The sequence below is a fragment of the Kitasatospora sp. NPDC048407 genome (assembly GCF_043200475.1).
Taxonomy (GTDB): domain Bacteria; phylum Actinomycetota; class Actinomycetes; order Streptomycetales; family Streptomycetaceae; genus Kitasatospora.
In genome coordinates, this window is record NZ_JBICXW010000003.1 from 160,608 (window position 1) to 185,321 (window position 24,714).

Annotated in this window: 26 protein-coding genes; 16 read left to right on the forward strand and 10 right to left on the reverse strand. The window is 71.5% G+C overall.

The features are described 5' to 3' along the window. The first annotated feature begins 49 nt into the window (after positions 1–49). Together ACGFWJ_RS08810 and ACGFWJ_RS08815 are read left to right on the forward strand one after the other, a co-directional pair. A complete protein-coding gene (locus tag ACGFWJ_RS08810) occupies positions 50–379 on the forward strand; it encodes a DUF4229 domain-containing protein (RefSeq protein WP_387638475.1) in 330 nt (109 codons plus the stop codon). Positions 380–384: 5 nt separating this feature from the next. Continuing rightward, positions 385–1,395, forward strand: a complete 1,011-nt coding sequence (locus ACGFWJ_RS08815; RefSeq protein WP_387638472.1) for a LacI family DNA-binding transcriptional regulator — start codon at positions 385–387, stop codon at positions 1,393–1,395. 4 nt (positions 1,396–1,399) lie between these two features. On the opposite strand, the gene ACGFWJ_RS08820 is transcribed toward ACGFWJ_RS08815, so the two are convergent. Together ACGFWJ_RS08820 and ACGFWJ_RS08825 are read right to left on the reverse strand one after the other, a co-directional pair. After that, complete coding sequence (locus ACGFWJ_RS08820) at positions 1,400–1,834, reverse strand: GNAT family N-acetyltransferase (RefSeq protein WP_387638469.1); 435 nt, start codon at positions 1,832–1,834, stop codon at positions 1,400–1,402. Positions 1,835–1,877: 43 nt separating this feature from the next. Further along, the gene (locus tag ACGFWJ_RS08825) at positions 1,878–3,068 is read right to left on the reverse strand and encodes an MFS transporter (protein ID WP_392946755.1); all 1,191 of its coding nucleotides are present in this window, start codon (positions 3,066–3,068) and stop codon (positions 1,878–1,880) included. Between the two features lie 427 nt (positions 3,069–3,495). Between ACGFWJ_RS08825 and ACGFWJ_RS08830 the strand changes: the two genes are divergently transcribed. After that, complete coding sequence (locus tag ACGFWJ_RS08830; RefSeq protein ID WP_387638464.1) at positions 3,496–4,812, forward strand: dicarboxylate/amino acid:cation symporter; 1,317 nt, start codon at positions 3,496–3,498, stop codon at positions 4,810–4,812. Positions 4,813–4,934: 122 nt separating this feature from the next. Then, positions 4,935–5,495: a Uma2 family endonuclease gene (locus ACGFWJ_RS08835; RefSeq protein WP_392946758.1), complete on the forward strand. Its 561-nt coding sequence runs from the start codon at positions 4,935–4,937 to the stop codon at positions 5,493–5,495. A 56-nt stretch (positions 5,496–5,551) separates the two neighbouring features. On the opposite strand, the gene ACGFWJ_RS08840 is transcribed toward ACGFWJ_RS08835, so the two are convergent. The 5 genes from ACGFWJ_RS08840 to ACGFWJ_RS08860 all read right to left on the reverse strand — a co-directional run bounded on the left by ACGFWJ_RS08840 (position 5,552) and on the right by ACGFWJ_RS08860 (position 9,697). Beyond that, positions 5,552–7,084 carry an FG-GAP-like repeat-containing protein gene (locus ACGFWJ_RS08840; RefSeq protein ID WP_392946761.1) on the reverse strand — a complete coding sequence of 511 codons (1,533 nt, stop codon included), beginning with the start codon at positions 7,082–7,084 and terminating at the stop codon, positions 5,552–5,554. Between the two features lie 107 nt (positions 7,085–7,191). Further along, positions 7,192–8,553, reverse strand: coding sequence for an FG-GAP-like repeat-containing protein (locus ACGFWJ_RS08845; RefSeq protein WP_392946764.1), 1,362 nt, complete (start codon positions 8,551–8,553; stop codon positions 7,192–7,194). Positions 8,554–8,871: 318 nt separating this feature from the next. Then, positions 8,872–9,024: a hypothetical protein gene (locus ACGFWJ_RS08850; RefSeq protein ID WP_392946766.1), complete on the reverse strand. Its 153-nt coding sequence runs from the start codon at positions 9,022–9,024 to the stop codon at positions 8,872–8,874. A gap of 126 nt (positions 9,025–9,150) precedes the next feature. Continuing rightward, positions 9,151–9,462, reverse strand: a complete 312-nt coding sequence (locus ACGFWJ_RS08855; protein ID WP_392946769.1) for a hypothetical protein — start codon at positions 9,460–9,462, stop codon at positions 9,151–9,153. A 4-nt stretch (positions 9,463–9,466) separates the two neighbouring features. Continuing rightward, a complete protein-coding gene (locus ACGFWJ_RS08860) occupies positions 9,467–9,697 on the reverse strand; it encodes a hypothetical protein (protein ID WP_392946772.1) in 231 nt (76 codons plus the stop codon). A 407-nt stretch (positions 9,698–10,104) separates the two neighbouring features. Here ACGFWJ_RS08860 and ACGFWJ_RS08865 point away from each other — a divergent pair, with 407 nt between their 5' ends. Next, the gene (locus ACGFWJ_RS08865; protein WP_392946774.1) at positions 10,105–11,076 is read left to right on the forward strand and encodes a LuxR C-terminal-related transcriptional regulator; all 972 of its coding nucleotides are present in this window, start codon (positions 10,105–10,107) and stop codon (positions 11,074–11,076) included. 32 nt (positions 11,077–11,108) lie between these two features. Here ACGFWJ_RS08865 and ACGFWJ_RS08870 read toward each other — a convergent pair whose 3' ends face one another. The 3 genes from ACGFWJ_RS08870 to ACGFWJ_RS08880 all read right to left on the reverse strand — a co-directional run bounded on the left by ACGFWJ_RS08870 (position 11,109) and on the right by ACGFWJ_RS08880 (position 13,117). Next, the gene (locus ACGFWJ_RS08870) at positions 11,109–11,660 is read right to left on the reverse strand and encodes a DUF1707 domain-containing protein (protein ID WP_392946777.1); all 552 of its coding nucleotides are present in this window, start codon (positions 11,658–11,660) and stop codon (positions 11,109–11,111) included. Continuing rightward, the gene (locus ACGFWJ_RS08875) at positions 11,657–12,688 is read right to left on the reverse strand and encodes a bile acid:sodium symporter family protein (RefSeq protein ID WP_392946779.1); all 1,032 of its coding nucleotides are present in this window, start codon (positions 12,686–12,688) and stop codon (positions 11,657–11,659) included. Before ACGFWJ_RS08875 ends, ACGFWJ_RS08870 begins: the two co-directional genes overlap by 4 nt. 225 nt (positions 12,689–12,913) lie before the next feature. Continuing rightward, positions 12,914–13,117 (reverse strand): cold-shock protein, encoded by a 204-nt coding sequence (locus ACGFWJ_RS08880; RefSeq protein WP_031063656.1) that lies wholly within the window; start codon positions 13,115–13,117, stop codon positions 12,914–12,916. A gap of 389 nt (positions 13,118–13,506) precedes the next feature. On the opposite strand from ACGFWJ_RS08880, the gene ACGFWJ_RS08885 reads away from it, so the two are divergent. The 11 genes from ACGFWJ_RS08885 (at position 13,507) to ACGFWJ_RS08935 (ending at position 24,713) form a co-directional block, all read left to right on the forward strand. Next, the gene (locus tag ACGFWJ_RS08885) at positions 13,507–14,406 is read left to right on the forward strand and encodes a menaquinone biosynthetic enzyme MqnA/MqnD family protein (RefSeq protein WP_392946783.1); all 900 of its coding nucleotides are present in this window, start codon (positions 13,507–13,509) and stop codon (positions 14,404–14,406) included. A 105-nt stretch (positions 14,407–14,511) separates the two neighbouring features. Further along, positions 14,512–16,092: a serine/threonine-protein kinase gene (locus ACGFWJ_RS08890; protein ID WP_392946785.1), complete on the forward strand. Its 1,581-nt coding sequence runs from the start codon at positions 14,512–14,514 to the stop codon at positions 16,090–16,092. 75 nt (positions 16,093–16,167) lie between these two features. Continuing rightward, positions 16,168–17,376: a cyclic dehypoxanthinyl futalosine synthase gene (gene mqnC, locus ACGFWJ_RS08895; RefSeq protein ID WP_387638433.1), complete on the forward strand. Its 1,209-nt coding sequence runs from the start codon at positions 16,168–16,170 to the stop codon at positions 17,374–17,376. A gap of 10 nt (positions 17,377–17,386) precedes the next feature. Then, positions 17,387–17,995: a hypothetical protein gene (locus tag ACGFWJ_RS08900; RefSeq protein WP_392946788.1), complete on the forward strand. Its 609-nt coding sequence runs from the start codon at positions 17,387–17,389 to the stop codon at positions 17,993–17,995. Between the two features lie 258 nt (positions 17,996–18,253). Next, on the forward strand, positions 18,254–18,823 hold the full coding sequence (locus ACGFWJ_RS08905) for a hypothetical protein (protein WP_392946791.1): 570 nt from the start codon (positions 18,254–18,256) through the stop codon (positions 18,821–18,823). A 44-nt stretch (positions 18,824–18,867) separates the two neighbouring features. Beyond that, a complete protein-coding gene (locus ACGFWJ_RS08910; protein ID WP_387638426.1) occupies positions 18,868–19,563 on the forward strand; it encodes a demethylmenaquinone methyltransferase in 696 nt (231 codons plus the stop codon). A 90-nt stretch (positions 19,564–19,653) separates the two neighbouring features. Beyond that, the gene (locus ACGFWJ_RS08915) at positions 19,654–20,934 is read left to right on the forward strand and encodes a geranylgeranyl reductase family protein (protein ID WP_100587508.1); all 1,281 of its coding nucleotides are present in this window, start codon (positions 19,654–19,656) and stop codon (positions 20,932–20,934) included. A gap of 754 nt (positions 20,935–21,688) precedes the next feature. Continuing rightward, a complete protein-coding gene (locus tag ACGFWJ_RS08920) occupies positions 21,689–22,048 on the forward strand; it encodes an NADH-quinone oxidoreductase subunit A (RefSeq protein WP_014137597.1) in 360 nt (119 codons plus the stop codon). Positions 22,049–22,114: 66 nt separating this feature from the next. Beyond that, complete coding sequence (locus tag ACGFWJ_RS08925) at positions 22,115–22,669, forward strand: NADH-quinone oxidoreductase subunit B family protein (RefSeq protein WP_035865125.1); 555 nt, start codon at positions 22,115–22,117, stop codon at positions 22,667–22,669. Next, positions 22,666–23,385 carry an NADH-quinone oxidoreductase subunit C gene (locus tag ACGFWJ_RS08930; protein WP_387865700.1) on the forward strand — a complete coding sequence of 240 codons (720 nt, stop codon included), beginning with the start codon at positions 22,666–22,668 and terminating at the stop codon, positions 23,383–23,385. The genes ACGFWJ_RS08925 and ACGFWJ_RS08930 overlap by 4 nt, the downstream gene beginning before the upstream one ends. Beyond that, entirely contained in the window at positions 23,385–24,713 is a 1,329-nt protein-coding gene (locus ACGFWJ_RS08935; protein WP_392946794.1) for an NADH-quinone oxidoreductase subunit D, read from the forward strand. Before ACGFWJ_RS08930 ends, ACGFWJ_RS08935 begins: the two co-directional genes overlap by 1 nt. Position 24,714: the final 1 nt, after the last annotated feature.

Sequence of the window (24,714 nt, forward strand, 5' to 3'; positions counted from 1 at the left end):
TACCCCCTCGTGCCCTGTGGTGCGACCCGGCAGTGAAGGACGATCCCCGGTGAGCAGCAAGATCAACGCGACGCTCCGCTACACCTCGCTGCGGGCGAGCATCTTTCTGGCCTGCCTGCTGGTCGCGTTGCTGCTGGCCCATTTCGGGGTGATTCCGGTGGTCGGTGACCTCGGGCTGATCCTGCTGTTCGCGCTGGCGATGGTGGCGTCCTCGGCGATCAGCTACGTGGTGCTGAGCAAGCAGCGGGACGAGATGTCGGCGCAGATCGCGAACCGGATCGACAACCGCAAGGCCCGCTCCGTCGTCCGGGACGCCGCCGAGGACGAGGCGGACGACGCGGCCCGGGCCGCTGCCGCCCGGCAGGCGCAGGCCGGCTGACCGGCGTGTCGGACTCCGGGTCCGGCGAGGGGGCGCGGCGGCGGCCGACCGGGCGGGACGTGGCCCGGCTGGCGGGGGTGTCGCAGGCGACGGTCTCGCTGGTGTTCTCCGGCAGCGCCGGGCACCGGGTCTCGGACGCCACCCGTCAGCGGATCACCGATGCCGCCCGGGAGCTGGGCTATCGCCCGCAGGCGGCCGGCCGGCAGTTGCGGTTGGGCCGCAGCGGCATGGTGCTGCTGACGGTGCCGAACCTGCTCGGCCCGTTCTTCGGCCGGGTGCTGACGGGCGTGCACGAGGAGGCGGCCCGGCACGGTCTTTCGGTGGTGGTCTCCAGCGGCTGGGACGCGGCGACGCTCGCCGAGGCCGCGGCCGCGGGCCGCTTCGACGGCATGCTGATCTGCTCCCCGGACGACAAGCAGCTCGGGGGGCTGCCCGCCGACACGGCGGCGGTGTTCCTGGACGCCGACCCGGCGGCCAACCCCGGCCGCCCCACCGTCGAACTGGACCTGACCGCGGGCATGCGGGCCGCCGTCGACCACCTGGCGGCGCTGGGGCACCGGCGGATCGGCTACCTGCGTTCGGTGCACTCGGCGTACACCTTCCGGGTCCGGCAGGCGGCGTTCGCGGCGGCGGCCGCGGAGCTGGACGTGCAGGAGCGGGCGGTCAGCCTGAACGAGGGCAACCGGGAGGCGGCGCGGGCGGCCCGGGAGCTGCTGGCCGGGCCGGACCGGCCGCGCGCCGTGGTGTGCGACGACGACGTGGTGGCGTCCGGGCTGTACCAGGCGGCGAACGAGCTGGGGCTGCGGATCCCCGGCGACCTGTCGGTGGTCGGCATGGACAACATTCCGGTGGCGGAGCTGCTCAGCCCGCCGCTGACCACCGTCGATCTGCCGGGGGAACAGCTCGGCCGGACCGGCCTGGCCACCCTGGTGGCCCTGCTGGGCGGTGAACTGCCGTCACCGGCCGACCCGTTGGCGACCACGCTGGTGGTGCGGCGGTCCACGGCGCCGGCCTGAGCGGCTACTGCTCGCCGAGCACCATCCACTTCTCCGGTAGCGCGAGCGGGTTGAACCCGACCTTGGCGTACACCTCGTGCGCGTCCCGGGTGGCCAGCATCAGGCGGCGCAGTCCGAGTGCGGCCAGCTCGTCGCGGACGGCGGCGGTCAGGGCGGTGCCCAGGCCCAGGCCGCGGGCCGGCGGGGCGATGTACACGTCGCACAGCCAGGCGAAGGTGGCCCGGTCGGTGACCACCCGGGCGTAGCCCACCTGGGCGCCGGAAGTCTCCTCGTACAGGCCGAAGTTGAGGGAGTGGTCGATCGCCCGGTCCTGCTTCTCGCGGGGCCGGCCGAGGGCCCAGTAGGCGTCCTCGGAGAGCCATTGGTGCACCGACTCCCGGTCGAGGAGCGCCGGATCGGTGGAGACCGTGTAGCCCGCGGGCAGCTGGAAGTTCGTCATGCGGCGCATCCAAGCAGGCCGCGGGCGGTGCGGGCGAGCGGTTTCAGGCGGCCAGCGCGACCTGGGCGGGGCGCAGGCGGTGGCGGGTGGTGAGGAGCAGCAGGCCGCCGAGGGCGGAGCCGGCGACGGCGCAGAGGGCGACGGCGTGCAGGGAGGTGTCGACCAGTGCGCCGGAGACGGCGTAGCCGGCCGCGTTGCCGGTGGCGAACAGGGTGACCAGCCAGGCGAACGCCTCGGTGACGGTGCCGGCCGGGGCGAGTTCGGCGACCAGGATGAACGCGGCGGCCAGCAGCGGGGCCAGGCCGAGGCCGGAGAGGAACGCGAGCGCGGCCATCGGCAGCGGGCCGGGCAGGAGCAGCAGCGGCAGGTAGCCGAGGGCCATGCCGAGCGCGAGTATCCAGGTGCGGGTGGCGGTGTCGGCCTTCCAGGTGGCGGCGCCGTAGCCGAGCGCGCCGAGCAGGCCGGCCAGTGCGGCCAGCGCCAGCAGGGTGCCGGCGCCGCCGGGCAGGCCGCCCGGGTGGCGTTCGGCGTAGGCGATGAACAGCACGTTCTGCGCGCCGACCGCCCAGCCGGTGCCGGCCAGGCCGAGCAGCAGGAGGACCAGGCCGGGGGAGCGCAGCGGGCCGAGCAGCCCGGCGGATTCGGCGCGCGGCGGGGCCTGCCAGTGGCGGGCGGGGGCGGTGGTGGCGACCACCAGCGAGCCGAGCAGGCCGAGCGCGGCGGCCGTCCACAGGGCTGTGGACGGCGAGAACGCGGCGGCCAGTCCGGCGACGGCCAGCGGTCCGGCGACGTACAGGATCTGCTGGGAGGCGGAGTCGAAGGCGTACGCGGTGTCGAGCTGCTTCTCCTCGACGACGTCGGGCCAGAGGGAGCGCAGGCAGGGTTCCAGCGGCGGCATGCACAGGCCGGCGATCGCGGCGCCGAGCGGGGCGGCGACGGGGGAGCCCGGGGCGAGCGCGAGCAGCGCGTAGCCGCCGCCGGCCAGGGTGGCGGAGGCGAGCAGGACGCGGGGCTGGCCGGTGAGGTCGACGATCCGGCCGAGGATGGGGCCGCCGATCGCGGCGGCGATCGCGTACGCGGCGGTGGCCAGGCCGATCCGGCTGTACGGGGTGCCGGCTTCGCGCAGGGCGAGGGCGATCACCAGTGCGGTCATGCCGGCGGGGAGTCGTCCGATCAGGGTGCCGACCAGCAGCCGGGTGACGTGCGGGGCGCGGAGCAGTGCGGCGTAGCCCATGGGCGTCCTTCTGGCGAGGTCTCGGTGAAGCCTCAAGTTATACGTATAACCAGAGGGGCGTCAAAGCTGCAGGCCGCGGGCCGTTCGAGCTGATGATCCGTCAGTGAAGGGTGGTTCGAGAACGATCTCAAACAAGTACTTTGAACATCTCAAAGGTTTGTTGCTAATCTACGGGGCATGACCACCGCAGACGCCGCGCGCCAGACCGGGACGAGCACCCCGCTCATGTCCCGCTGCCCGCGTCTGCCCGGTGCCGTGGACGGCCCGTGCCGCTGTCGCTCCGGCGGCTGTATGCGGGCGGCACGCCGCTCCTGACGCGCTGACAGCTCCGCTGTCGGCTCCCGGGTCTCCCCACCCGGCCCGCGTCCGGCGTGCCGCCGCCTCCGCCCCTCACCCCACCCCCGCACCTCACCGGAGTCGCACACCCATGTCCACCGCGCCCGTGCCCGCGCCCACCCTGCTGGGACGCATCCGACGCACCCCGTTCTGGGTCCAGATCGTCGGCGGCCTCGTCCTCGGCCTGCTGCTCGGCTGGATCGCCCGGTCCGGCGACGTGTCCTGGCTGAAGACCACCCTCGACACCATCGGCAAGACCTTCGTCCAGCTGCTCAAGCTGGCCGTCCCGCCGCTGGTCTTCACCGCGATCATCGTCTCGGTCGCCAACCTGCGGAACGTCACCAACGCCGCCCGGCTGGCCGTCCGCACGCTGTTCTGGTTCCTCGCCACCTCGCTGATCGCGGTCGCCGTCGGCCTCGGCCTCGGCCTGCTCACCGACCCCGGCAAGGGCGCCAACCTCTCCACCGCCGGCGTCAAGGGCGTGGAGAAGGGCGGCAGCTGGGTCGACTTCCTGACCGGCATCATCCCGACCAACATCGCCGACGCCTTCCTGAAGGTGAACGTCCTTCAGATCGTCTTCCTCGGCGTGGTCGTCGGCGCGGCCCTGCTCAAGCTCGGCGACAAGGCCGAGCCGGTCCGCAAGCTCTCCGAGGCGATCCTCGAACTCGTCCAGACCGCCCTGTGGTGGGTCATCCGGCTCGCCCCGCTCGGCACCCTCGGCCTGATCGGCAAGTCCGTTGCCGTCTACGGCTGGGACCTGCTCAAGCCCTTCTCCACCCTGACCATCGATGTCTACGTCGGCTGCGCGATCGTCATGTTCGGCGTCTACTCGCTGCTGCTGCGCTTCGTCGCCGGTCTCAACCCGCTGAACTTCTTCAAGGGCGCCTGGCCCGCGATCCAGCTGGCCTTCGTCTCCCGCTCCTCCGTCGGCACCCTGCCGGTCACCCGTCGTGTCACCGAGCGCCTCGGCGTCCCGTCCGAGTACGCGTCGTTCGCCGCGCCGTTCGGCGCTACCACCAAGATGGACGGCTGCGCCGCGATCTACCCGTCGCTCGCCGCGATCTTCGTCGCCCAGGTGTACGGCATCGACCTCGGCATCAAGGACTACCTGCTGATCGCCTTCGTCTCGGTGATCGGCTCCGCGGCCACCGCCGGCCTCACCGGCGCGATCGTGATGCTCACCCTGACCCTCTCCACCCTGGGCCTCCCGCTGGAGGGCGTCGGCCTGCTGCTGGCCATCGACCCGATCCTCGACATGATGCGCACCGCCACCAACGTGGCCGGTCAGGTCGTCGTCCCGATCCTGGTCTCGGCCCGCGAGAAGACCCTCGACCTCACCGCCTACAACCGCCCCACCGGCGACCTCCTCACCGAGGACCGTCCCGCCGCGGTTCCGGCCGCCGCCTGACACACACCCTGCCCGACGGCCCGCACCCCTTCCCGGGGGTGCGGGCCGTCGCTCGTTGGGGTGAGATTTCTTTGGGACGAGCAGGGACGATCGGTAGCGTGGAGCCGACGAAGGAGGGGTCGATGAGTGCTCTGCCCAGCGAACTGCCGTACAACTCGGTCGATCCGGAACAGGCCCTGAAGTACGCGATCCAGCATCACGCCGGTGAACGCGTCCAGATCATTGAGGGGGTCATCGAGCCGATGGCACCGGGGTGGGACCACGAGGCGATCGCCAGTCATGTGCGCCGCCAACTGAACGACAAGGTCCACGCGCTCGACTGTGTGATGGGCGCGGGCGATCTCGATCTTCCAGGGTCCAGCAACTGGTTCATCCCGGACGTGGCCGTCGTACCCACCCCGTTGGCCAAGGGCAGCGGCGCACTGCTCCCCGACCAGACCTTGCTGGTGGTCGAGGTGACGTCCGACTCCAACGGCGACACCGACCGGGTGGTGAAGCGGCGGCGGTACGCCGAGTACGGGGCTCCGCTCTATCTGCTGATCGACCGCCGGGACCGGGCCTGCACGCTGTTCTCAGAGCCGGGGCCGCTCGGGTACACCCGGACGGTGGGGCCGCTGCCGTTCGGGGAGCCGGTCGAGCTGCCGGAACCGTTCGGGCTGCGGGTGGACACCTCGGACTTCTGACCGCCCGACGGCCCGCACCCCTTCCCGGGGGTGCGGGCCGTTCTGCTGGGTGGGGGTCAGACGCCGGTGGCGATTTGGCCGAGGTCGGTCCAGCCGCCGCCGGTGTCGTCGCCGCCGTTGTTGGCGAAGGCGCGGGTGGGGCCGTTGACGATGAGGTAGTCGGCGCGGGCGTCGCCGGTGATGTCGGCGAGGTGGACGGTGTTCTGGTCGGTGGTGAGGCCGGCGGCGATCTTGGGGCGGAGGGTCCAGCCGCCGTGGCCGTCGCCGCCGTTGTTGGTGTAGCTGGTGATGGAGCCGTCCGGGTTGATGACGTTGTAGTCGGCGCGGCCGTCGCCGGTGACGTCGGCGAGGCGGACCCGGGAGCGGTCGGTGGTGACGCCACCGGCGACCTTGCCCTGGACGTTCCAGCCGCCGTGGCCGTCGCCGCCGCGGTTGAGGAAGACGTTAACGGCGCCGTCGTCGCCGATCGTCACGTAGTCGGCGCGGCCGTCGCCGTCGAAGTCGGCGAACCGGACCTGGTCGGGGTTGCTGGTGGTGCCGCTGGCGACCTGACCGTAGTCCTGCCAGCCGCCGCGGCCGTCGCCGCCCTTGTTGAGGAAGACGTTCACCGCGCCGCCCGGCTGGATGACGAGGTAGTCGGCCTTGCCGTCGCCGTCGAAGTCGGCGAACCGGACGCGGGACTTGTCGCTGGTGAGGCCGGTGGCGACCTGGCCGAGGTCCTGCCAGCCGCCGTGGCCGTCGCCGCCCTTGTTGAGGAAGACCCGGATCGCGCCGGAGTCCTCGACCACGATGTAGTCGGCCTTGCCGTCGCCGTCGAAGTCGGCGAACCGGGCCCGGCCCGCGCCGCCCGACTCGGTGCCGGCCCGCGGGGCGGCGGGGCGGACGGCCAGGCCGTCGGTGAACGCCTGGTCGAGGCCGGCGGTGAAGACCTGGGCCATCCGCGCGTAGCCCTTGTCGTTGGGGTGCAGACGGTCGTTCATCTCGGCGGTGGTGAGCGCGGGCGGCGTGAGGTAGCGGACCTTGCGGCCGGCGTCGGCGCGGCTCTGGAGCTGGGCCTGGACGGCGGCGTTGAAGGTCTGGGCGGCGCTCTCCAGCTGGCCGGTGGTCGGGATGAGGCCCTGGACCAGCACGGTCGCGGTGGGCCGGTCGGCGGCGATCCGGTCGACCAGGGCGGCGAGCCGGTCGGGGGCGTGGGTCCGGTCGCCGCGGTCGAGGTCGTTGATGCCGAGGTGCAGCAGGACCACGTCGGGCTGGGCGCCGGCCAGCCAGCTGTCGATGTTCTGGGTGATCTCGTCGATCAGGGCGCCGCTGTGGCCGTCGTTGTCCGGGTCGCCGACCGCGCCGCCGGACCAGGAGCCGACCAGGTCGAAGCGGTAACGGGACTGTCCGGACAGCGTGTTGTAGAGCGGCAGCCGGTAGCCGGCGCCGGAGGTGCTGCCGACGCCCGCGGTGATGGAGTCGCCGAGCGGCATGACGCGCAGCGGGGCCGGGGTGGGCGGAACGGTGGCGGCGGAGGAGGGGGTGGCCGTCGCGGAGAGGACGCCCACGGCGATTGCGGCGGCCAGGGCGAGGGAGGTGGGGCGCTTCACAGCGATGTCCTTCGGCTCGTACGGGTGCGGTCGGAGGGCGGCGCCGGCCGGCCGCTCCCCGGGCGGGGACGGCGGGCCGGCGCTGCGGCGATGCGGTGCTGCGGGGGTCAGACGCCGGCGGCGATCTGGCCGAGGTCGATCCAGCCGCCGCCGGTGTCGTCGCCGCCGTTGTAGGCGAAGGCGTTGGTCGGGCCGTTGACGACCAGGTAGTCGGCGCTCCCGTCGCCCGTGACGTCGGCGAAGTGGACGACATTCTGGTTGGTGGTCAGGCCGGATGCGATCTTGGCGCGCAGGGTCCAGCCGCCGCCGGTGTCGCCGCCGTTGTTGGTGTAGCTGGTGATCGAGCCGTCCGGGTTGATGATGTTGTAGTCGGCCCGGCCGTCGCCGTTGATGTCGGCCCAGCGGATCCGGGAGCGGTCGGAGGTGACGCCGCCCGCGACCTTGCCGAGGTCCTGCCAGCCGCCGGCGCCGTTGGTGTTGCGGAAGACGCCCACCGAGCCGTCGGCCTGGGTCATGACGTAGTCGGCCTTGCCGTCGCCGTCGAAGTCCGCGAACCGGACCTGGTCGGGGTCTGTGGTGAGGCCGGTGGCGACCTGGCCGAGGTCCTGCCAGCCGCCGCGGCCGTCGCCGCCGTTGTTCTTGAACACACCGACGGCGCCGCCCGGCTGGATGACGATGTAGTCGGCCTTGCCGTCGCCGTCGAAGTCCGCGAACCGGACCCGGGACTTGTCGCTGGTCAGGCCGGAGGCGACCTGGCCGAGGTCCTGCCAGCCGCCGTGGCCGTCGCCGCCCTTGTTGAGGAAGACCCGGATCGCGCCGGAGTCCTCGACCACGATGTAGTCGGCCTTGCCGTCGCCGTCGAAGTCCGCGAACCGGGCCCGGCCCACGCCGCCCGACTCGGTCCCGGCGCTGCCGTTGATGACCTTCTTGTAGCGCAGGGCCTTGTAGTCGCCGTTGGGGTGCGAGTCGAAGGTGGCGGCGTTGATCGACTGCCCGGTGACGTGCTTCACCGGGGTGGACCCGAAGGAGTAGTAGGAGAAGGTGGTGTGCGCGGCGTCGTCCCATTTCTCGAACAGCAGCACGTGGTCGTAGAAGCTGTTGAGGATGTCGCCCGGCTTGAGGTCGCTGCGCGAGATCTCGGTGGCGACGCCCGGCAGGGTCTGGGTGCTCAGGCTGGAACCCAGGTGCCAGGCCATCGAGACGTAACCCGAGCAGTCGGTGCGGTAGCTGCGGCCGGAGGAGTCGCCGTACGAGCCGCCCTGGTTGTAGGGGATCGACTTGCCCAGCCAATACTGGGCGCGCTGGATGATCTCGCTGCGGGTGATCGGACCGTCCACCGAGGACGTGGTCGCGGCGTGCGCCGAGGTGGCGCCGAAAACGGCCGTGGCGGCGGTGGTGGCGACCGCACCGGAGAGCGAGACGGTGGCGGCCAGGGCGAGGCGGGCGAGCTTGGACGCGTTTGCGGGCATGGCGAATCTCCTTGTGGCGATGGGTGATTGATGGGCTGCGCCCCGATGGGGCGGCGTGTTCGGGCGGACGGCTGTCCTGCAGGGCCAGCGGTCGGGTCTGCGCGGGTGAGCGAACGGACTTGCCCGGCGCGGGAGTTCAGCGCTCGGGCGGGGCGGATTCCCGTGCCGCGCCAGGAAGCGTCGGCGTGGCGCGGGGGAGGTGCGGATGCTGCGATTGGATGCGCGAACGTCGGTGCCCGGTGTGGGAGTTCAGTGCCCGGGCGGGGCGGGCGTCGACGCCCGGAAGTGGCGAGGTCCGGTGGCCGCGGTGTTGCCGGGTCAGACGCCGGTGGCGATCTGGCCGTCCACGGCCGAGGCGGCCCGGGCGGTGGTGGCGGTGGCGAGGGTGACAGCGGTGGCGGCGACCGAACCCGAGGCGGCGATGGCGGTGGCCAGGGCGACGCGGGCGAGCTTGGACGTGGCGGCGGGCATGACGGATCTCCTTGTGGCATCGAACGGTTGACGGGCGATGCCCCCGAGGGGCGACGTGCGCGGGCGGACGGCTGTCCTGCAGGGTCAGCGGTCGGTTGTGCGAACGGGCTTGCCTGGTACGGGAGTTCAGTGCTCGGTCGGAACGGGATCCGGGGTCGGTGCCTGGAAGCGTCGGCGCAGCACGGGGGAGGCCTGGTGGCTGCGGACGAGCAGGCTGTGGGCGGCGGCCACGGGTGGTGGCGTGGCGGCGCCGGGCCGGGGGGTGAGCAGGTAGAGCAGCAGATCGAGGCGGTCGCGCTCGCTGCGGGCGCTCACGTGTTCGAGGTTCTCCTCGGGGCGGGCGTGCGCCCACAGGATGCCGAGGACCTCGCCCACCTCGTTGGGCGGGACCGGGTCGGTGGTGCTTCTGCGATGCAGGCTGGCGTAGACGATTTCCATCGGGTCAGCTGCCCCAGCCGAGGCTGTCGCCCTGGGCGATGTTGCCGCCCCAGCCGAGGCTGTCGCCGCTGACGATGTTGCCGCCCCAGCCGAGGCTGCCGTCGATCGGGCCGTCGGCGACGGTGGTGCGGGTGGTCGGGGCGGAGTCGGCGGCGGCCAGGGCGGCGGGGGCGGTGATCAGGGCGCCCAGGGCGAGCAGGACCGCGGCGGCCTTGGCGAAGTGGTTGCGAAGCATCGATTTCTCCTCAACTGTCGGTTTCGGCAAAGGGGTTGGTCGTTCCCGTGGAGGCGTCCCGCGGTTGACGCGCTCTCCGGTTCGCCGCCCGGCCGGTTCTCCCTGGCGGCGATGACTACTCTCGTCGCCCGGCCGCCCGTCGAGAAGGCTTCCGGGCCGTCCCCAATCCGCCTGTCCGACTTCGGACACGGGGGCATGTCCATGTCAATAGTCTCCCCGCAATGCGGCCATATCGGCTGCAACGGTGATGTGCCGCACACGCAGGATCCTTCCGGCATCCGGTGCGAGAGCTCAGCAATGCCACATATTCGATCTTGTGAGCGATTCTCTGTGCTGAGAGGATTCCGTGACGCTTCGTGTGGGGGAGCTCACGAGGCATGCACGTCCGCCACCTGGAGGGGGTACTCATGCTGGAAGCACTCGGACTGTCGGCCCGTGCCGGTCGGGTCTATCAGGCCATGCTCGACCACCCGGCCGATTCGGTGACCGACGTGGCAGTGCGCTGCGACCTGACACCCGGAGACGTCCACGACAGCCTGGACGAGCTCGGCGCGCTGATGCTGGTCCGCGCCTCCGCCGAGCAGCCGGGCCGGATGCGCGCGGTCGACCCGTCGATCGGCCTGGCCGACATGCTGGCCCGGCAGGAGGCCGAACTCGCCTCCCGGCAGGCCGCGCTGGCCGCCTCCCGGGCCGCCGTCACCCGCATGGTCGCCGACCGCGCCGAGCACCACGCCGCGCACGGCGAGCGGCTCACCGGCATGGACGCCATCCACCGTCGGCTGGAGCGGATGGGGCGCGCCGCCGCCGTCGAGGTGCTCAGCAGCCAGCCGGGCCAGCAGTTCGCGGAGGACCTCGACGCGTCCCGGCCCGCCGATGCCGAGGTGCTCGACCGCGGGGTGGCCGTCCGGACGCTCTATCAGGACTCCACCCGCAGCCAGCCGCACGTGTCCGGATACGCGCACTGGTTGCTCAGCCGCGGCGGCGAGGTCCGCACCGCACCCGTCATCCCGCAGCGGATCGTGCTGGTGGACCGGCGGGAGGCGCTCGTCCCGATCGACCCGGACGACAACCGCAAGGGCGCGCTGCACGTCACCGAGCCCGGCATCCTGCGCGCCCTGGCGGACCTCTGCGAGCAGGCCTGGAACACCGCCGTCCCGCTCGGCGCCGCCACCCCCGACGACCCCGCCACCGGACTCACCCCCACCGAGCGGGAGTTGCTGCGGCTGCTCGGCACCGGGCTCACCGACGACACCGCCGGGCAGCGGCTGGGCATCTCCTCGCGCACCGTCGGCCGGCACATGGCGTCGATCATGGAGCGGCTGAGCGCGGCCAGCCGGTTCGAGGCGGGCATCAAGGCGGCGCAACGCGGCTGGCTCTGAACGGCCGGCTTCGGAGTGGCCGGCCGCGCAGGTCAGCGGCCGCGGGCGTGCCGGACGCGCAGGCGGCCAAAGCCGGGGGTGCCCGTGATCCGGATGAGCGGGCCGCCCGGGACGGCGTGCCGGGGTGGCCGGTAGCGGACGTCCTTCCAGCCGCCCTGGACGCCGGACACGTCGACGGTGGCGTTGTGCGGGACGGTGATGGTGGTGCGGCCGAAGCCCAGGCCGAGCTCGATGTCGACCACCGGGTGGTCGATGATCGCGTGCGACAGGTCGAGCCGGACCTTGCCGAACGGGGAGGCGACCTTCAGGACGCGGGGCACCCGCCAGGCGCCGCGGCGGACGATCCGGCCGCCGCCGGTGGCGATGGTGGCGGTGTCGTCCCCGACCGGCCGGTCCGCGGGCAGATCGGCGGTGACCAGGTCGAGTTCGGCCCGGGTGGTGGCGGTGAGCGCCTGCTGCAGGCGCTGCTCCATCTCCTCGTGGGTGATCCGTTCTTCGGCGTACGCCTGCTGGAGGCGTTCGGTGGTGGCGTCGCGCTCGGCGGAGCCGACCCGGGTCTGCGGGGTGTCCGGCAGTGAGGTCACCCGGGCAGCGTAGTAGCTGATGCCCCGTCAGGGACATTCCTCGCCCAGCGCTGGGCGAGGACGGTGCAGACCATCAGCTGGATCTGGTGGAACAGCATCAGCGGCAGCACCGTCAGCCCGACCGCCCCCGCCGGGAACAGGATGGTTGCCAGCGGCAGGCCGTTGGCCAGGGACTTCTTGGAGCCGCAGAACTGGATGGTGATCCGGTCCGGGCGGGCGAAGCCGAGCCGCCGGGAGGCCACGTGGGTGAAGCCGAGGACGGTGGCCAGCAGCACCGAGGACAGCACCACGAGAGCCAGCAACTGTCCGACCGTGACCCGGCTCCAGATGCCCTCGCGGACGCCCTCGCCGAACGCGCTGTAGACGATCAGCAGGATCGAACCCCGGTCCACCAGCCGGGTCGCCAGCCGGTGCCGGGCGATCCACGGCCCGACCCAGCGGCGCAGCAGCTGACCGGCGGCGAACGGGACCAGCAACTGCAGCACCACGTCCAGCACCTGGCCGCCGTCCACCGAGACGCCGGACGCGCCGGAGAGCAGCCAGGCGGCGAGCAGCGGGGTCAGCACGATGCCCAGCAGGCTGGAGAAGGTCGCGGCGCAGATCGCGGCGGCCACGTTGCCGCCGGCGATCGAGGTGAACGCGATCGAGGACTGCACGGTGGACGGCAGCAGGGTGAGGAACAGGACGCCGGTGAACAGCTCCGGCGGCAGCACCGCGTCGGGCAGCAGCCGGGTGGCCTCGCCGAGCAGCGGGAACAGCACGAAGGTGCAGCCGAGGATCAGCAGGTGCAGCCGCCAGTGCCGGGCACCGGCCAGCGCCTCCTGCGGGGAGAGCCGGGCGCCGTACAGGAAGAACAGCAGGCCGACGGCGAGGTGCACACCGCCGGTGAAGGCATTCGCGGCGGCGCCCCGGGCGGGCAGCACGGTGGCCAGCAGGACGGTGCCGAGCAGCAGCAGGAGATAGGTGTCGATACCGATCCGGCGCAGCGTGCGGTCGAGGGTGCGGTGGGCGGATCGGAGGCGGTGCATGCCTCGATGATCCCCCCGTCGGGCCGCGGCCCGGATAGCGGGGTCGGGGCCGCTCCCGCGGTGGGGCCGGAGGTTTATCGGAAATGCGTCCGGAATGCGGACGGAATGTGTCGGGAGGGGAAATTCGGGCGGAAAAGGCAGGGGGCCCGCCGATGGGCGGGCCCCCTTGGGGACTTCAACTCATACGGACCCGAGGGGCCGTGAGCGATCAGAAGTGCAGAGATGTCAGATAGCGACGACGTTCTCGGCCTGCGGGCCCTTCGGGCCCTGGGTGACGTCGAAGCTGACCGCCTGGTTCTCCTCCAGCGAGCGGAAGCCGCTCGCGTTGATGGCGGAGTAGTGGACGAAGACGTCGGGGCCGCCGCCCTCCTGGGCGATGAAGCCGAAGCCCTTCTCGGCGTTGAACCACTTGACGGTTCCGGTCGCCATACCGTTCTCCTTGCAAGGGACGTAGTGGACACCACACCTTGTGGCGCCCGGGTCCGCTGCGCTGATCGCCCTGCCTCCGGACGAGCCCGGAGTTTTTTCGCACAGTGCTCAATCAATGCTCAATTGATGCCTGATACTGCTGAAAAATTACAAAAAGCCCGCGGTTACATGCTCCGCAGGCTCCAAGTACTGCAAGGGGAATCAAACTGCAACTGGTGTGAACGGTAGCACGCGGTGGCGGCCCCGACCAGGGGCCGACGGAGGTGTCGGAGAGCGTGTCGGAGAGCATGTCGGAGCGCCCCCGAACGGTGTGTCGGGCACCGGGTGCGAGCCCCCCGGAGCGGCAGGCATACGCTGCCCGGAGAGCACCAACGGCAAGGGAGTACACGGTGAGCAGTCGGGAAGCCGAACGGCCGGCGGCCGCGGTCAGGCCGCGGGTCGGACACATTCAGTTCCTCAACTGTCTTCCCCTCTACTGGGGGCTGGCGCGCACGGGGAACCTGCTCGACCTCGACCTCACCAAGGACACCCCGGAGAAGCTGAGCGACCGGCTGGTGGCCGGCGAACTCGACCTCGGCCCGATCACCTGCGTGGAGTACCTGCGCAACGCCGACCGGCTGGTGGTCCTCCCCGACATCGCGGTGGGCAGCGACGGCCCGGTGATGTCCTGCGTGATCGTCAGCAAGGTCCCGCTGGACCAACTGGGTGGCCGCAAGGTCGCGCTCGGCTCGACCAGCCGCACCTCCGTCCGGCTGGCCCGGCTGCTGCTGGAGGAGCGCGAAGGGGTGCGCCCCGAGTACTTCAGCTGCCCGCCCGACCTGGACGCGATGCTCGCCGAGGCCGACGCCGCCGTGCTGATCGGCGACCCCGCGCTGCGCGCCTCGCTGGAGCAGGCCCCCCGGCAGGGGCTGGCCGTGCACGACCTCGGCGCGATGTGGAAGGAGTGGACCGGCCTGCCCTTCGTGTTCGCGGTCTGGGCCGCCCGCCGCGAGTACGTCGAGCAGCACCCGGAGCTGACCGCCGCCGTGCACCGGGCGTTCCTGGAGTCCCGCGACCTCTCGCTGACCGAGGCCGCCAAGGTCGCCGAACAGGCCGCCCGCTGGGAGGAGTTCGACGCGCCGCTGCTGGAGCGGTACTTCAGCGAGGCGCTGGACTTCTCGCTGGGCGAGCGCCAGTTGGCCGGTCTGGCCGAGTTCGCCCGCCGGGTCGCGCACGACAGCGGCTTCGCGCCGGACGTGGAGATCCGGCTGCTGGAGCCGGTCGGGGCCGAAACGGCCGTTCCTGCCTGAGAATTGACGCGCCGGACCTCCGATCATTTTGGGATGATCGCACCGGTCCTGGTGGGTTTCGCCGGAGGTCGAGGGGCGGCGGCCGGCGCCGGAGGGGGAACGGTCATGGAGCTGCTGACGGCTGACGACCCGTCGACGATCGGCGACTACCGGCTGCTGCGGCGGCTCGGCGCCGGCGGCATGGGGCGGGTCTACCTGGGCCGGACGGCGGGCGGGCGGACCGTCGCCGTCAAGGCCGTCCGCCCCGAACTCGCCGACGACCCGGAGTTCCGGGCCAGGTTCCGCCAGGAGGTGTCCGCCGCCCGCAAGGTCGGCGGCCGGTGGACCGCGCCCGTCCTGGACGCCGACACCGAAGGCCCCCGCCCCTGGGTGGCCACCGGCTACATCGCCGGCCCCTCGCTCGGCGCCGCCGTGCACACCGGCGGCCCGCTGCCCGCCCCCTCCGTGCACGCCCTCGGCGCCTGGCTGGCCGAGGCCCTGGACCAGGTGCACACGCTCGGCCTGGTGCACCGGGACGTCAAACCGTCCAACGTGCTGCTCACCCTGGACGGCCCCCGGCTGATCGACTTCGGGGTGGCCCGGGCGCTGGACGCCGCCGCCTCGCTCACCCACAGCGGGTACGTGGTCGGCTCGCCCGGCTTCATGTCGCCCGAGCAGGCCGCCGGTTCGCCGGTCGGACCGGCCGGCGACCTCTTCTCGCTGGGCGCCCTGCTCGCCTTCGCCGCCACCGGCACCGCCCCGTTCGGCGAGGGCGTCAGCGCCGCCGTCCTGCTCTACCGGGTGCTCCACGAGGAACCGGAACTGCGCGGCCTGGACGGTGAGCTGCGCGAGATCGTGACGGAGTGCCTGGCCAAGGACCCGGACCGCCGCCCCACCCCCGCCGAACTGCGCGCCCGGCTCGCCCCCGGCGCCGCCGCCGTCGGCCCCGAGACCTGGCTGCCCGGCCCACTGGCCGCGGCGGTCGGCCGCGCCGCCGTCGAGCTGCTCGACCTGGAGGCCGACGGTGCGCCTGGCGTCGCCGGCCCGGCGACGCCCGCCGTCGTGGACCGGGTGCCCACCGCGCTGGACGGCGGGGCGGCGCGGGTCGCCCCGGGCGCGGTGACGGAACAGCTGGAACGCGGGCGGCGGAGCCGGGTGTGGATGGCGGTGGCGGCCGGGGTGGTGCTGCTGGGCGCGCTGTACGGCGGGCTGGCCGCGACCGGGAACCTGCCCTGGCAGTCCGGGACGCCGGGCGCCACGCAGTCTCCTGCCGCGCCGGTTCCTCCGTCGGGCGCGGCCAGTAGCAGCCCGCCGTCCGGCGGCAGTTCCGGTCCGGCAAGCAACGGGAAAGCGCTTCCCGGCGCGTTCCTCGGCACCTGGAAGGGCACCATCACCACCAAGGTGGTCGCGCTGCCGTCCACGTTCACGGCCACCTTCACCGCAGGGAAGGTCGGCGAGGACGTCGGACGGACCAGCAACGCCTCGGCGTTCAGCAGCACCGTCTGCCGCGGCGTGCTGACCCTGGTGTCGGCCGACGCCCGGACGATCACCCTGCGGGAACGGCTGGACGGTCCGCAGTCCGGGTGCGGCGTGGTGTCCGAGACGCAGACGTACACCGTCCGGGACAACGGTGCGGGCCTGCACGTGTCGGTCACCGGGGCGCAGCTCGGCACCGACCCGGAAGGGGACTTGCTGAAGCAGCAGTAGGGCTGAGCAGGGGCGGAAATGCCCTGGCGTAGTCTGGGCGGGACGCCCCTCCGACGATGAAAGCAGGCCCGCCAGGTGTCCGAGCAGAACCTTTCCGCCGCCCAGCTGCAGGCCGTTCTGGACCGTGCGGCCGAGGGCGGCCGGATCACCGCCGAAGAGGCGCTGGAGCTGTACCGTTCGGCCCCGCTGCACGCGCTCGGCGCGGCAGCCGACGCGGTGCGCAGGCGGCGGTACGCGGGCGTTGAGCACATCGCCACGTACATCATCGAACGGAACATCAACTACACCAACGTCTGCGTGACGGCGTGCAAGTTCTGCGCGTTCTACGTCCCGCCGAAGAGCGACAAGGGCTGGTCGCGGGACCTCGAGGAGATCCTGCGCCGCTGCGCGGAGACCGTCGAGCTCGGCGGCACCCAGATCATGTTCCAGGGCGGGCACCACCCCGACTACGGGGTGGAGTACTACGAGCGGAACTTCTCCGCGATCAAGGAGCGCTTCCCCGAGCTGGTGATTCACTCGCTGGGCGCCTCCGAGGTCGAGCACATGGCGAAGATCTCCGGCGTCTCCATCGAAGAGGCGATCACCCGGATCCACGCCGCCGGCCTGGACTCGTTCGCGGGCGCCGGCGCCGAGCTGCTGCCGGAGCGGCCGCGCAAGGCGATCGCCCCGCTGAAGGAGTCCGGCGAGCGCTGGCTGGAAATCATGGAGACCGCGCACCGCCTCGGCGTCGAATCCACCTCCACCATGCTGATGGGCACCGGCGAGACCAACGCCGAGCGGATCGAGCACCTGCGGATGATCCGCGACGTGCAGGACCGCACCGGCGGCTTCCGGGCCTTCATCCCCTACACCTACCAGCCGCAGAACAACCACCTGAAGGGCTCCACCCAGGCCACGGTGTTCGAGTACCTGCGGATGATCGCCATCGCCCGCCTGTTCCTCGACAACGTCGCCCACATCCAGGGCTCCTGGCTGACCACCGGCAAGGAGGCCGGCCAGCTGTCGCTGCACTACGGCGCGGACGACCTCGGCTCGGTCATGCTCGAGGAGAACGTGGTCTCCGCGGCCGGCGCCAAGCACCGCTCCAACCTGCACGAGCTGATCCACCTGATCCGCACGGCCGGCCGCGTCCCCGCCCAGCGCTCCACCACGTACCAGCACCTGCGCGTCCTGGACGACCCCGCCAACGACCCGGTGGACCCGCGAGTCGCCTCGCACATCGCTTCCACCGCGATCGAGGGCGGCACCGCGCACCCCGAACTGACCATCCTGGCCACGAACTGACCACTGTCCCGTGCTGACGCTTCATCGCGCCCGCGAGGTCGTGGCCGCCCCTGCCGACCCTGCCGCCCCGTCGATCGTGGACGGGGCGGTGCTGGTCGACGGGACGACCGTCGCCGCGATCGGGCCGTTCGCCGAGCTGGCCTCCGGGTCGGCCAGGATGCGTGAGTGGGACGGCGTGCTGGTGCCCGGGCTGGTCAACCGGCACGGGCGGTGGCTGCTGGAGAGCGCCTACCACCCGGACCCGCGCGAGGAGTTGGGGGACCAGCCGCTGCTGCCGTCCGGCGAGTTGAGCGAGGAACGGTGGGGCGGGAGCGCCCGTCGGGGCCTCCAGCGGATGCTCGGGTTCGGCGCGACGGCCGTGACGGGCCCGTTCGACCGGGCGTCGGTGCGGACCGCGGTGGCGCGGTCCGGGCTGCGAGCGCTGCCGGGGGCCGGGGAAGCGGGGGAGCTCGATCCGCTGGACGGTCAGTCGCTGCGCGCTGCCGTGCACGGGCCGTTGACGGTCGGCGGGGCGGCGGACTTCGCGGTGTTCGACGCCCGGACGCTGGAGGAGCTGGAGACCGGGGCGAGCTGCCTGGCGACGGTCCTCGGCGGACGGCTGCTTTTTCGCAGAAGGTGAGGAAAGTCAGGGGCCCGAGGAACGGCCGGGCCGGGCTGTGGGTGGTCGGAGACAGCGGGGGGTCGTGGCTGCGGCGGGTCAAAGGCGGGGGCCAGAAACGACGGGACCTCTTCGCACCCTGTTGATCCTCCGCGGACTCGCCCTCGCCGTTCCCCTGGCCCCTGGTCGTTGACCCCAAATCCTGACGCATCGTGACCTGATGGCCTACCAGCGGCTACGATCCCGATTCAGTACTTCGCCGAGTCAGGAACAGGACGCATGCGACCCGCCACCTCCGATTATTCGCGGACCAGGTCCGGCCGGGGGTGGTACGTGGGGGCGGTGCTGAGTGCCGTGGTGGCCGTCACGATGTGTCTGCTGGGGTGGCGGCAGGCGGACCAGGCGGACCGGATCAATGCGCATCCGGTGCGGGTCGAGGGCACGGTGACCCAACTGCCGGGTGGCAGCGGGACGTACAGCCAGGTGAGCTATCTCGCGGACGGGCGGAAGCTGACGGCCGCGGACCTGTGGCTGCCGGAGGGCGCGAAGGTCGGCGATCCGATCTGTCTGGAGCGGGCGGCGGACGACGCGGGTGCGGTGCGGGTGTGCGGGAAGCGGTATCCGCAGCCGGTGGGTGTCGGGTTGGCGCAGACGAGTGTGCCGGTGGCGGTGCTGCTGTGCCTGGTGTGCGTGTTGCGGATCCGGCGGCTGAGGCGGGCGCACCCGGCGGACGGGCAGGCGGGGGCGGCCGGGATCACGGTGGCGTTCGCGGCGGAGGGGATGCCCGCGCTGACGCACGGGAAGCGGTCGCGTCGGCGCCGCAAGGGGGGCCGCCGCGCGCTGCGGTGAGCCCTGGTGACGGTCGTCCGGGGGGCTGGGTTAAGAATGGGGGCGTGACCCGAGCCCATCTGGACAAGCAGCCGCACGATGTCGCCGCCATGTTCGACGACGTCGCGGCCAAGTACGACCGCACCAACGACGTGCTCTCGCTGGGCCAGGCCCGGCTGTGGCGCCGCGCGGTGGCCGATGCGGTGGGGGCCGTCGCGGGCCAGCGCATCCTGGACCTCGGTGCGGGCACCGGGACGTCCTCGCTGCCGTTCCTGGAGGCCGGCGCGGACGTCGTGCCGTGCGACTTCTCGATCGGGATGCTGACCGAGGGCAAGAGCCGGCACCCCGAACTGGCGCTGACCGCCGGCGACGCGACCCGGCTGCCGTTCGCGGACGAGTCGTTCGACGCGGTGACGATCTCCTTCGCGCTGCGCAACGTGCAGGACCACCAGGGCGCGATGCGCGAGATGCTCCGGGTCACCAAGCCCGGTGGCAAGGTGGTGATCTGCGAGTTCTCCACGCCGACCTGGACGCCGTTCCGCACCGTGTACACCGAGTACCTGATGCGGGCGCTGCCGCCGGTGGCCACCAAGGTGTCCTCGAACCCGGAGGCGTACGTCTACCTCGCCGAATCGATCCGGTCCTGGCCCGACCAGCCTTCGCTGGCCGCCGAGTTGCAGCAGGCCGGCTGGACGAAGGTGGCCTGGCGCAACCTGACCGGCGGCATCGTGGCCCTCCACCGCGGCTTCAAGGCCCCGTAGACTGCGAGGGTTCGGCACTCCGGGCCGTTTCCGACGACGGAGGGTCCGGACCCGACCCCCGTGACCCCGACGCGCTCAGGAGAGAGCCGAATGACCGAGACCGCCGTGGAGTCCACCGCCGACGTCATCGTGGTCGGGGCCGGTCCGGCCGGCTCCACCACCGCGTACTGGCTGGCCCAGGCGGGCCTGGACGTACTGCTGCTGGAGAAGACCGAGTTCCCGCGCGAGAAGGTGTGCGGCGACGGCCTGACGCCGCGCGCCGTCAAGCAGCTGGTGGACATGGGCATCGACGTGTCCACCGAGAACGGCTGGCTGCCCAACAAGGGCCTGCGGATCATCGGCGGCGGCGTCCGGCTGGAGCTGGACTGGCCGGAGCTGGCCTCGTTCCCCGACTACGGACTGGTCCGCAAGCGCGCCGACTTCGACGAACTGCTGGCCCGTCAGGCGCAGAAGGCCGGCGCCCGGCTGTACGAGAACTGCAACGTCAGCGGCCCCATCCAGGACCGCACCGGCCGGATCACCGGCGTCACCGCCAAGCTCGGGCCGGAGAAGCGCGAAGTCGCCTTCCACGCCCCGCTGGTGGTCGCCGCCGACGGCAACTCCACCCGGCTGTCGCTGGCCATGGGCCTGCACCGGATCGAGTCCCGCCCGATGGGCGTCGCCTACCGGACGTACTTCACCTCGCCCCGGCACGACGACGACTACCTGGAATCCTGGCTGGAGCTGTGGGACACCCGCGGCGGGCAGAAGAAGCTGCTGCCCGGCTACGGCTGGATCTTCGGCATGGGCGACGGCACCTCCAACGTCGGCCTCGGCATCCTCAACTCCTCGCCGGCGTTCGGTGACCTGAACTGGCGCGAGGTGCTGAAGAGCTGGTGCGCCGGCATGCCCGAGGAGTGGGGCTACACGCCGGAGAACATGACCGAGCCGATCCGCGGCGCCGCCCTGCCGATGGCCTTCAACCGCCAGCCGCACTACACCCGGGGCCTGCTGCTGGTCGGCGACGCCGGTGGCATGGTCAACCCGTTCAACGGCGAGGGCATCGCCTATGCGATGGAATCCGGCCAGCTCGCCGCCGGCGTCATCGTCCAGGCCATGGCCCGCATCACCCCCGAGGGCCGCGAGCGGGCCCTGGCCCGCTACCCGCAGATCCTCAAGGACACCTACGGCGGCTACTACACCCTCGGCCGCGCGTTCGTGAAGATGATCGGCAACGACCGCGTGATGCGCATCGCCGCCGAGCGCGGCCTCACCCACCCGGTCCTGATGAAGTTCGTCCTCAAGCTCCTGGCCAACCTCACCGACCCCACCGGCGGCGACGCCGCCGACCGCATCATCAACGGCCTCGCAAAGGTCGCCCCCCGGGCCTGAGGACGCAGCGCCCTCAACAGGGCCCGCCGGAAGTACCGATCGCCTGAAGGACGCCCGCCGCACTCGATGCGGCGGGCGTCCTTTTCGTTGCCGCCAGCGGCGGGTCCACCAGGAGCCAGGGACGACGGGCGTCGCGGGGGTGGAGGTCATCTGGCCCGAGGATGGCGGGTTCCACGAGGCGGGCAACCTGCGGGCTGCCGAGGAACGAGGAGCGGGCGCCTAACGGGGAGTCGCGGTGCCGAGGGGCGGCGGGCGGACGGAAGCGTCTGTTCGCCGCCTTTTGCGTGCCGTGGGGGCGGTACCGCGGTGCCGTCGGCCGGTTGTTCTTGAGTGCTTGTGAACGAAGGGTCAAGCGGGTGGGGGTCGGGGTCCATCGGGTGGGTGAGGGGCTTTATCACGTAAACGCGATCATGCAGAAATTTGCTTGTTCCGCCGCACAATTGATATAGGCCGTGGCCGAACAGCGGTTGTTTCGCGTTGAGTTGCGACTGTATGTGGCCAAGTGCCTGCTCTGGGTCGAACAGTGGTGCCCTGTGCCGGTCTGTGCGGTTCGTCGGGTGGCGAAGATCACAAAGATCGTCGGGAACTGCGTGTCGCAGATCACAAGCAGACAGGCATAGGATGCGCTCCAACCTGGCTTTGTGAACTGCCTCACATGGAGCCGGATCTCACGAAGTGGATCATCGGTTCACCGCTGGTGACCTGGTGGTTCCGATCTGCAGTCAAGGACGACTGGACGGAGGGAGCGGGGGCTATGAATGCCTACGCGCCGATCCTCGTACTCGGTGCCATTGCCGCGGCGTTCGCGGTCGGCTCCGTGGTGATGGCCTCGCTCACCGGCCCGAAGCGCTACAACCGGGCCAAGTTGGAGGCGTACGAGTGCGGCATCGAACCGACCCCGCAGCCCGTGGGCGGCGGTCGGTTCCCGATCAAGTACTACCTGACGGCGATGCTGTTCATCGTCTTCGACATCGAGATCGTCTTCCTCTACCCGTGGGCGGTCAGCTTCGACGCCCTGGGGATCTTCGGGCTGGTCGAGATGCTCCTGTTCATCGCCACCGTGTTCGTCGCCTACGCCTATGTGTGGCGCCGCGGCGGCCTGGAGTGGGACTGACCCCCGACCCCGTGTTTGTGAACGGGCGGACAAGCCACCGGACTCGAAGGCATTGAGAGGGAACTGATGGGTATCGAGGAGAAGCTGCCGAGCGGCTTTCTGCTCACCAGCGTGGAGGCCGCCGCGGGTTGGGTGCGGAAGGCTTCGGTCTTCCCGGCCACCTTCGGGCTCGCCTGCTGCGCGATCGAGATGATGACCACGGGGGCGGGCCGTTACGACCTGGCCCGGTTCGGCATGGAGGTGTTCCGCGGGTCGCCGCGGCAGGCCGACCTGATGATCGTGGCCGGCCGGGTGAGTCAGAAGATGGCTCCGGTGCTGCGCCAGGTGTACGACCAGATGCCGAATCCCAAGTGGGTCATCTCGATGGGCGTGTGCGCCTCCTCCGGCGGCATGTTCAACAACTACGCGATCGTCCAGGGCGTCGACCACATCGTGCCCGTGGACATCTACCTGCCGGGCTGTCCGCCCCGTCCGGAGATGCTGCTGGACGCGATCCTCAAGCTGCACGACAAGATCCAGCACGAGAAGCTCGGCGTGAACCGCCGCCGGGCCGAGGAGGAGGCCGAGCGCCTCGCGCTGCAGGCCACCCCGACCAGTGAGATGCGGGGGCTGCTGCGATGAGCGAGCAGGAGAACGGCGAGCAGGCCGAGGTTCCGGCGACGCGGCGGGAGATTCCGGTCGAGGTGGTCGGCACCCGGCAGGGGATGTTCGGTGCGCACGGTACCGGCGACACCTCGGGTTTCGGTGGACTGAACGCCGCGATCGTGCTGCCCGGCCCGAGCGAGCGGCCGTACGGCGGCTACTTCGACGAGGTGGCGGACGAGTTCGAGGGCGCGCTGGAGGAGCAGGGCCTCGACGTCGACGACGTGATCGAGAAGACCGTCGTGGACCGCGGCGAACTGACCTTCCACGTCGCCCGCGAGCACCTGCTGAAGGCGGTGCGGATCCTGCGCGACGACCCGGCGCTGCGGTTCGAACTGTGCCTGGGCGTCAGCGGCGTGCACTACCCGAGCGAGGTGGGCCGGGAGCTGCACGCGGTCTACCACCTGCGTTCGATCACCCACGGCCGGCTGATCCGGATCGAGGTGACCGCGCCGGACGCGGACCCGAGGATCCCGTCCGTGGTGAGCGTCTACCCGACCAACGACTGGCACGAGCGGGAGACCTACGACTTCTTCGGCCTGGTCTTCGAGGGCCACCCGGCGCTCACCCGGATCATGATGCCGGACGACTGGCTGGGGCACCCGCAGCGCAAGGACTACCCGCTCGGAGGCATTCCCGTCGAGTACAAGGGCGCCCAGATCCCGGCGCCCGACCAGCGGAGGTCGTACACCTGATGAGCAGCACACAATACGAAGCGGGCTCCAGGGAGACCACCGAAGGACGGGTGTTCACCGTCACCGGTGGCGACTGGGGCGAGGTCGCCGAGGCCGTCGTGGGCGCCGACGACGAGCGGATCATCGTCAACATGGGCCCGCAGCACCCGTCCACCCACGGCGTGCTGCGGCTGATCCTGGAGATCGACGGCGAGACGGTCACCGAGGCCCGCTGCGGCATCGGCTACCTGCACACCGGCATCGAGAAGAACATGGAGTTCCGCAACTGGGTGCAGGGCACCACGTTCGTGACGCGGATGGACTACCTCACTCCGCTGTACAACGAGACCGCCTACTGCCTGGCCGTGGAGAAGCTCCTCGGGATCACCGCCGACATTCCCGAACGGGCGTCCGTGATCCGGGTGTTGATGATGGAGCTGAACCGGATCTCCTCGCACCTGGTGGCCCTCGCCACCGGTGGCATGGAGATCGGCTCCACCACCCTGATGATCTACGGCTTCCGCGACCGCGAGACCATCCTGGACATCTTCGAACTGGTCACCGGCCTGCGGATGAACCACGCCTACGTCCGCCCGGGCGGGCTGGCGCAGGACCTGCCGCCCGGCGCGGTCGACAAGATCCGCGAGGGCGTCAAGCTGCTCCGCTCCCGGATGCACGAGTACGACAAACTCGCCACCGACAACCCGGTGTTCAAGGCCCGCCTGGTCGACGTCGGCTTCCTCGACCTGCCCGGCTGCCTGGCGCTCGGCGCCACCGGCCCGATCCTGCGCTCCACCGGGCTGCCGCACGACCTGCGCAAGACCGACCCGTACTGCGGGTACGAGAACTACGAGTTCGACGTCGCGACGGCCGACAGCTGCGACTCCTACGGGCGGTTCGTGATCCGCCTGGAGGAGATGAAGCAGTCGCTGCGGATCGTCGAGCAGTGCCTGGACCGGCTGAAGCCCGGACCGGTGATGGTCGCCGACAAGAAGATCGCCTGGCCCGCCCAACTCGCCGTCGGCCCCGACGGCATGGGCAACTCGCTGGACCACATCCGGAAGATCATGGGCACCTCGATGGAGGCCCTGATCCACCACTTCAAGCTGGTCACCGAGGGCTTCAAGGTGCCGGTCGGGCAGGCGTACGCGGCCGTCGAGTCGCCCAAGGGCGAGCTCGGCGTGCACGTGGTCAGCGACGGCGGCACCCGGCCCTACCGGGTGCACTTCCGCGACCCGTCGTTCACCAACCTGCAGACGATGGCGGCGATGTGCGAGGGCGGCCAGGTGGCCGACGTGATCGTGGCAGTGGCCGGGATCGACCCGGTGATGGGAGGCGTGGACCGGTGAG

Bases quoted from the DNA above. Each gene is read 5' to 3' on its own strand.
- ACGFWJ_RS08830 (WP_387638464.1), top strand. From the start codon at position 3,496: ATGTCCACCGCGCCCGTGCCCGCGCCCACCCTGCTGGGACGCATCCGA.
- ACGFWJ_RS08890 (WP_392946785.1), top strand. From the start codon at position 14,512: ATGGAGCTGCTGACGGCTGACGACCCGTCGACGATCGGCGACTACCGG.
- ACGFWJ_RS08925 (WP_035865125.1), top strand. From the start codon at position 22,115: ATGGGTATCGAGGAGAAGCTGCCGAGCGGCTTTCTGCTCACCAGCGTG.
- ACGFWJ_RS08835 (WP_392946758.1), top strand. From the start codon at position 4,935: ATGAGTGCTCTGCCCAGCGAACTGCCGTACAACTCGGTCGATCCGGAA.
- ACGFWJ_RS08920 (WP_014137597.1), top strand. From the start codon at position 21,689: ATGAATGCCTACGCGCCGATCCTCGTACTCGGTGCCATTGCCGCGGCG.
- ACGFWJ_RS08875 (WP_392946779.1), bottom strand. From the start codon at position 12,688: ATGCACCGCCTCCGATCCGCCCACCGCACCCTCGACCGCACGCTGCGC.
- ACGFWJ_RS08855 (WP_392946769.1), bottom strand. From the start codon at position 9,462: ATGGAAATCGTCTACGCCAGCCTGCATCGCAGAAGCACCACCGACCCG.
- ACGFWJ_RS08935 (WP_392946794.1), top strand. From the start codon at position 23,385: ATGAGCAGCACACAATACGAAGCGGGCTCCAGGGAGACCACCGAAGGA.
- ACGFWJ_RS08905 (WP_392946791.1), top strand. From the start codon at position 18,254: ATGCGACCCGCCACCTCCGATTATTCGCGGACCAGGTCCGGCCGGGGG.
- ACGFWJ_RS08880 (WP_031063656.1), bottom strand. From the start codon at position 13,117: ATGGCGACCGGAACCGTCAAGTGGTTCAACGCCGAGAAGGGCTTCGGC.
- ACGFWJ_RS08860 (WP_392946772.1), bottom strand. From the start codon at position 9,697: ATGCTTCGCAACCACTTCGCCAAGGCCGCCGCGGTCCTGCTCGCCCTG.
- ACGFWJ_RS08845 (WP_392946764.1), bottom strand. From the start codon at position 8,553: ATGCCCGCAAACGCGTCCAAGCTCGCCCGCCTCGCCCTGGCCGCCACC.
- ACGFWJ_RS08850 (WP_392946766.1), bottom strand. From the start codon at position 9,024: ATGCCCGCCGCCACGTCCAAGCTCGCCCGCGTCGCCCTGGCCACCGCC.
- ACGFWJ_RS08825 (WP_392946755.1), bottom strand. From the start codon at position 3,068: ATGGGCTACGCCGCACTGCTCCGCGCCCCGCACGTCACCCGGCTGCTG.
- ACGFWJ_RS08930 (WP_387865700.1), top strand. From the start codon at position 22,666: ATGAGCGAGCAGGAGAACGGCGAGCAGGCCGAGGTTCCGGCGACGCGG.
- ACGFWJ_RS08820 (WP_387638469.1), bottom strand. From the start codon at position 1,834: ATGACGAACTTCCAGCTGCCCGCGGGCTACACGGTCTCCACCGATCCG.
- ACGFWJ_RS08915 (WP_100587508.1), top strand. From the start codon at position 19,654: ATGACCGAGACCGCCGTGGAGTCCACCGCCGACGTCATCGTGGTCGGG.
- ACGFWJ_RS08865 (WP_392946774.1), top strand. From the start codon at position 10,105: ATGCTGGAAGCACTCGGACTGTCGGCCCGTGCCGGTCGGGTCTATCAG.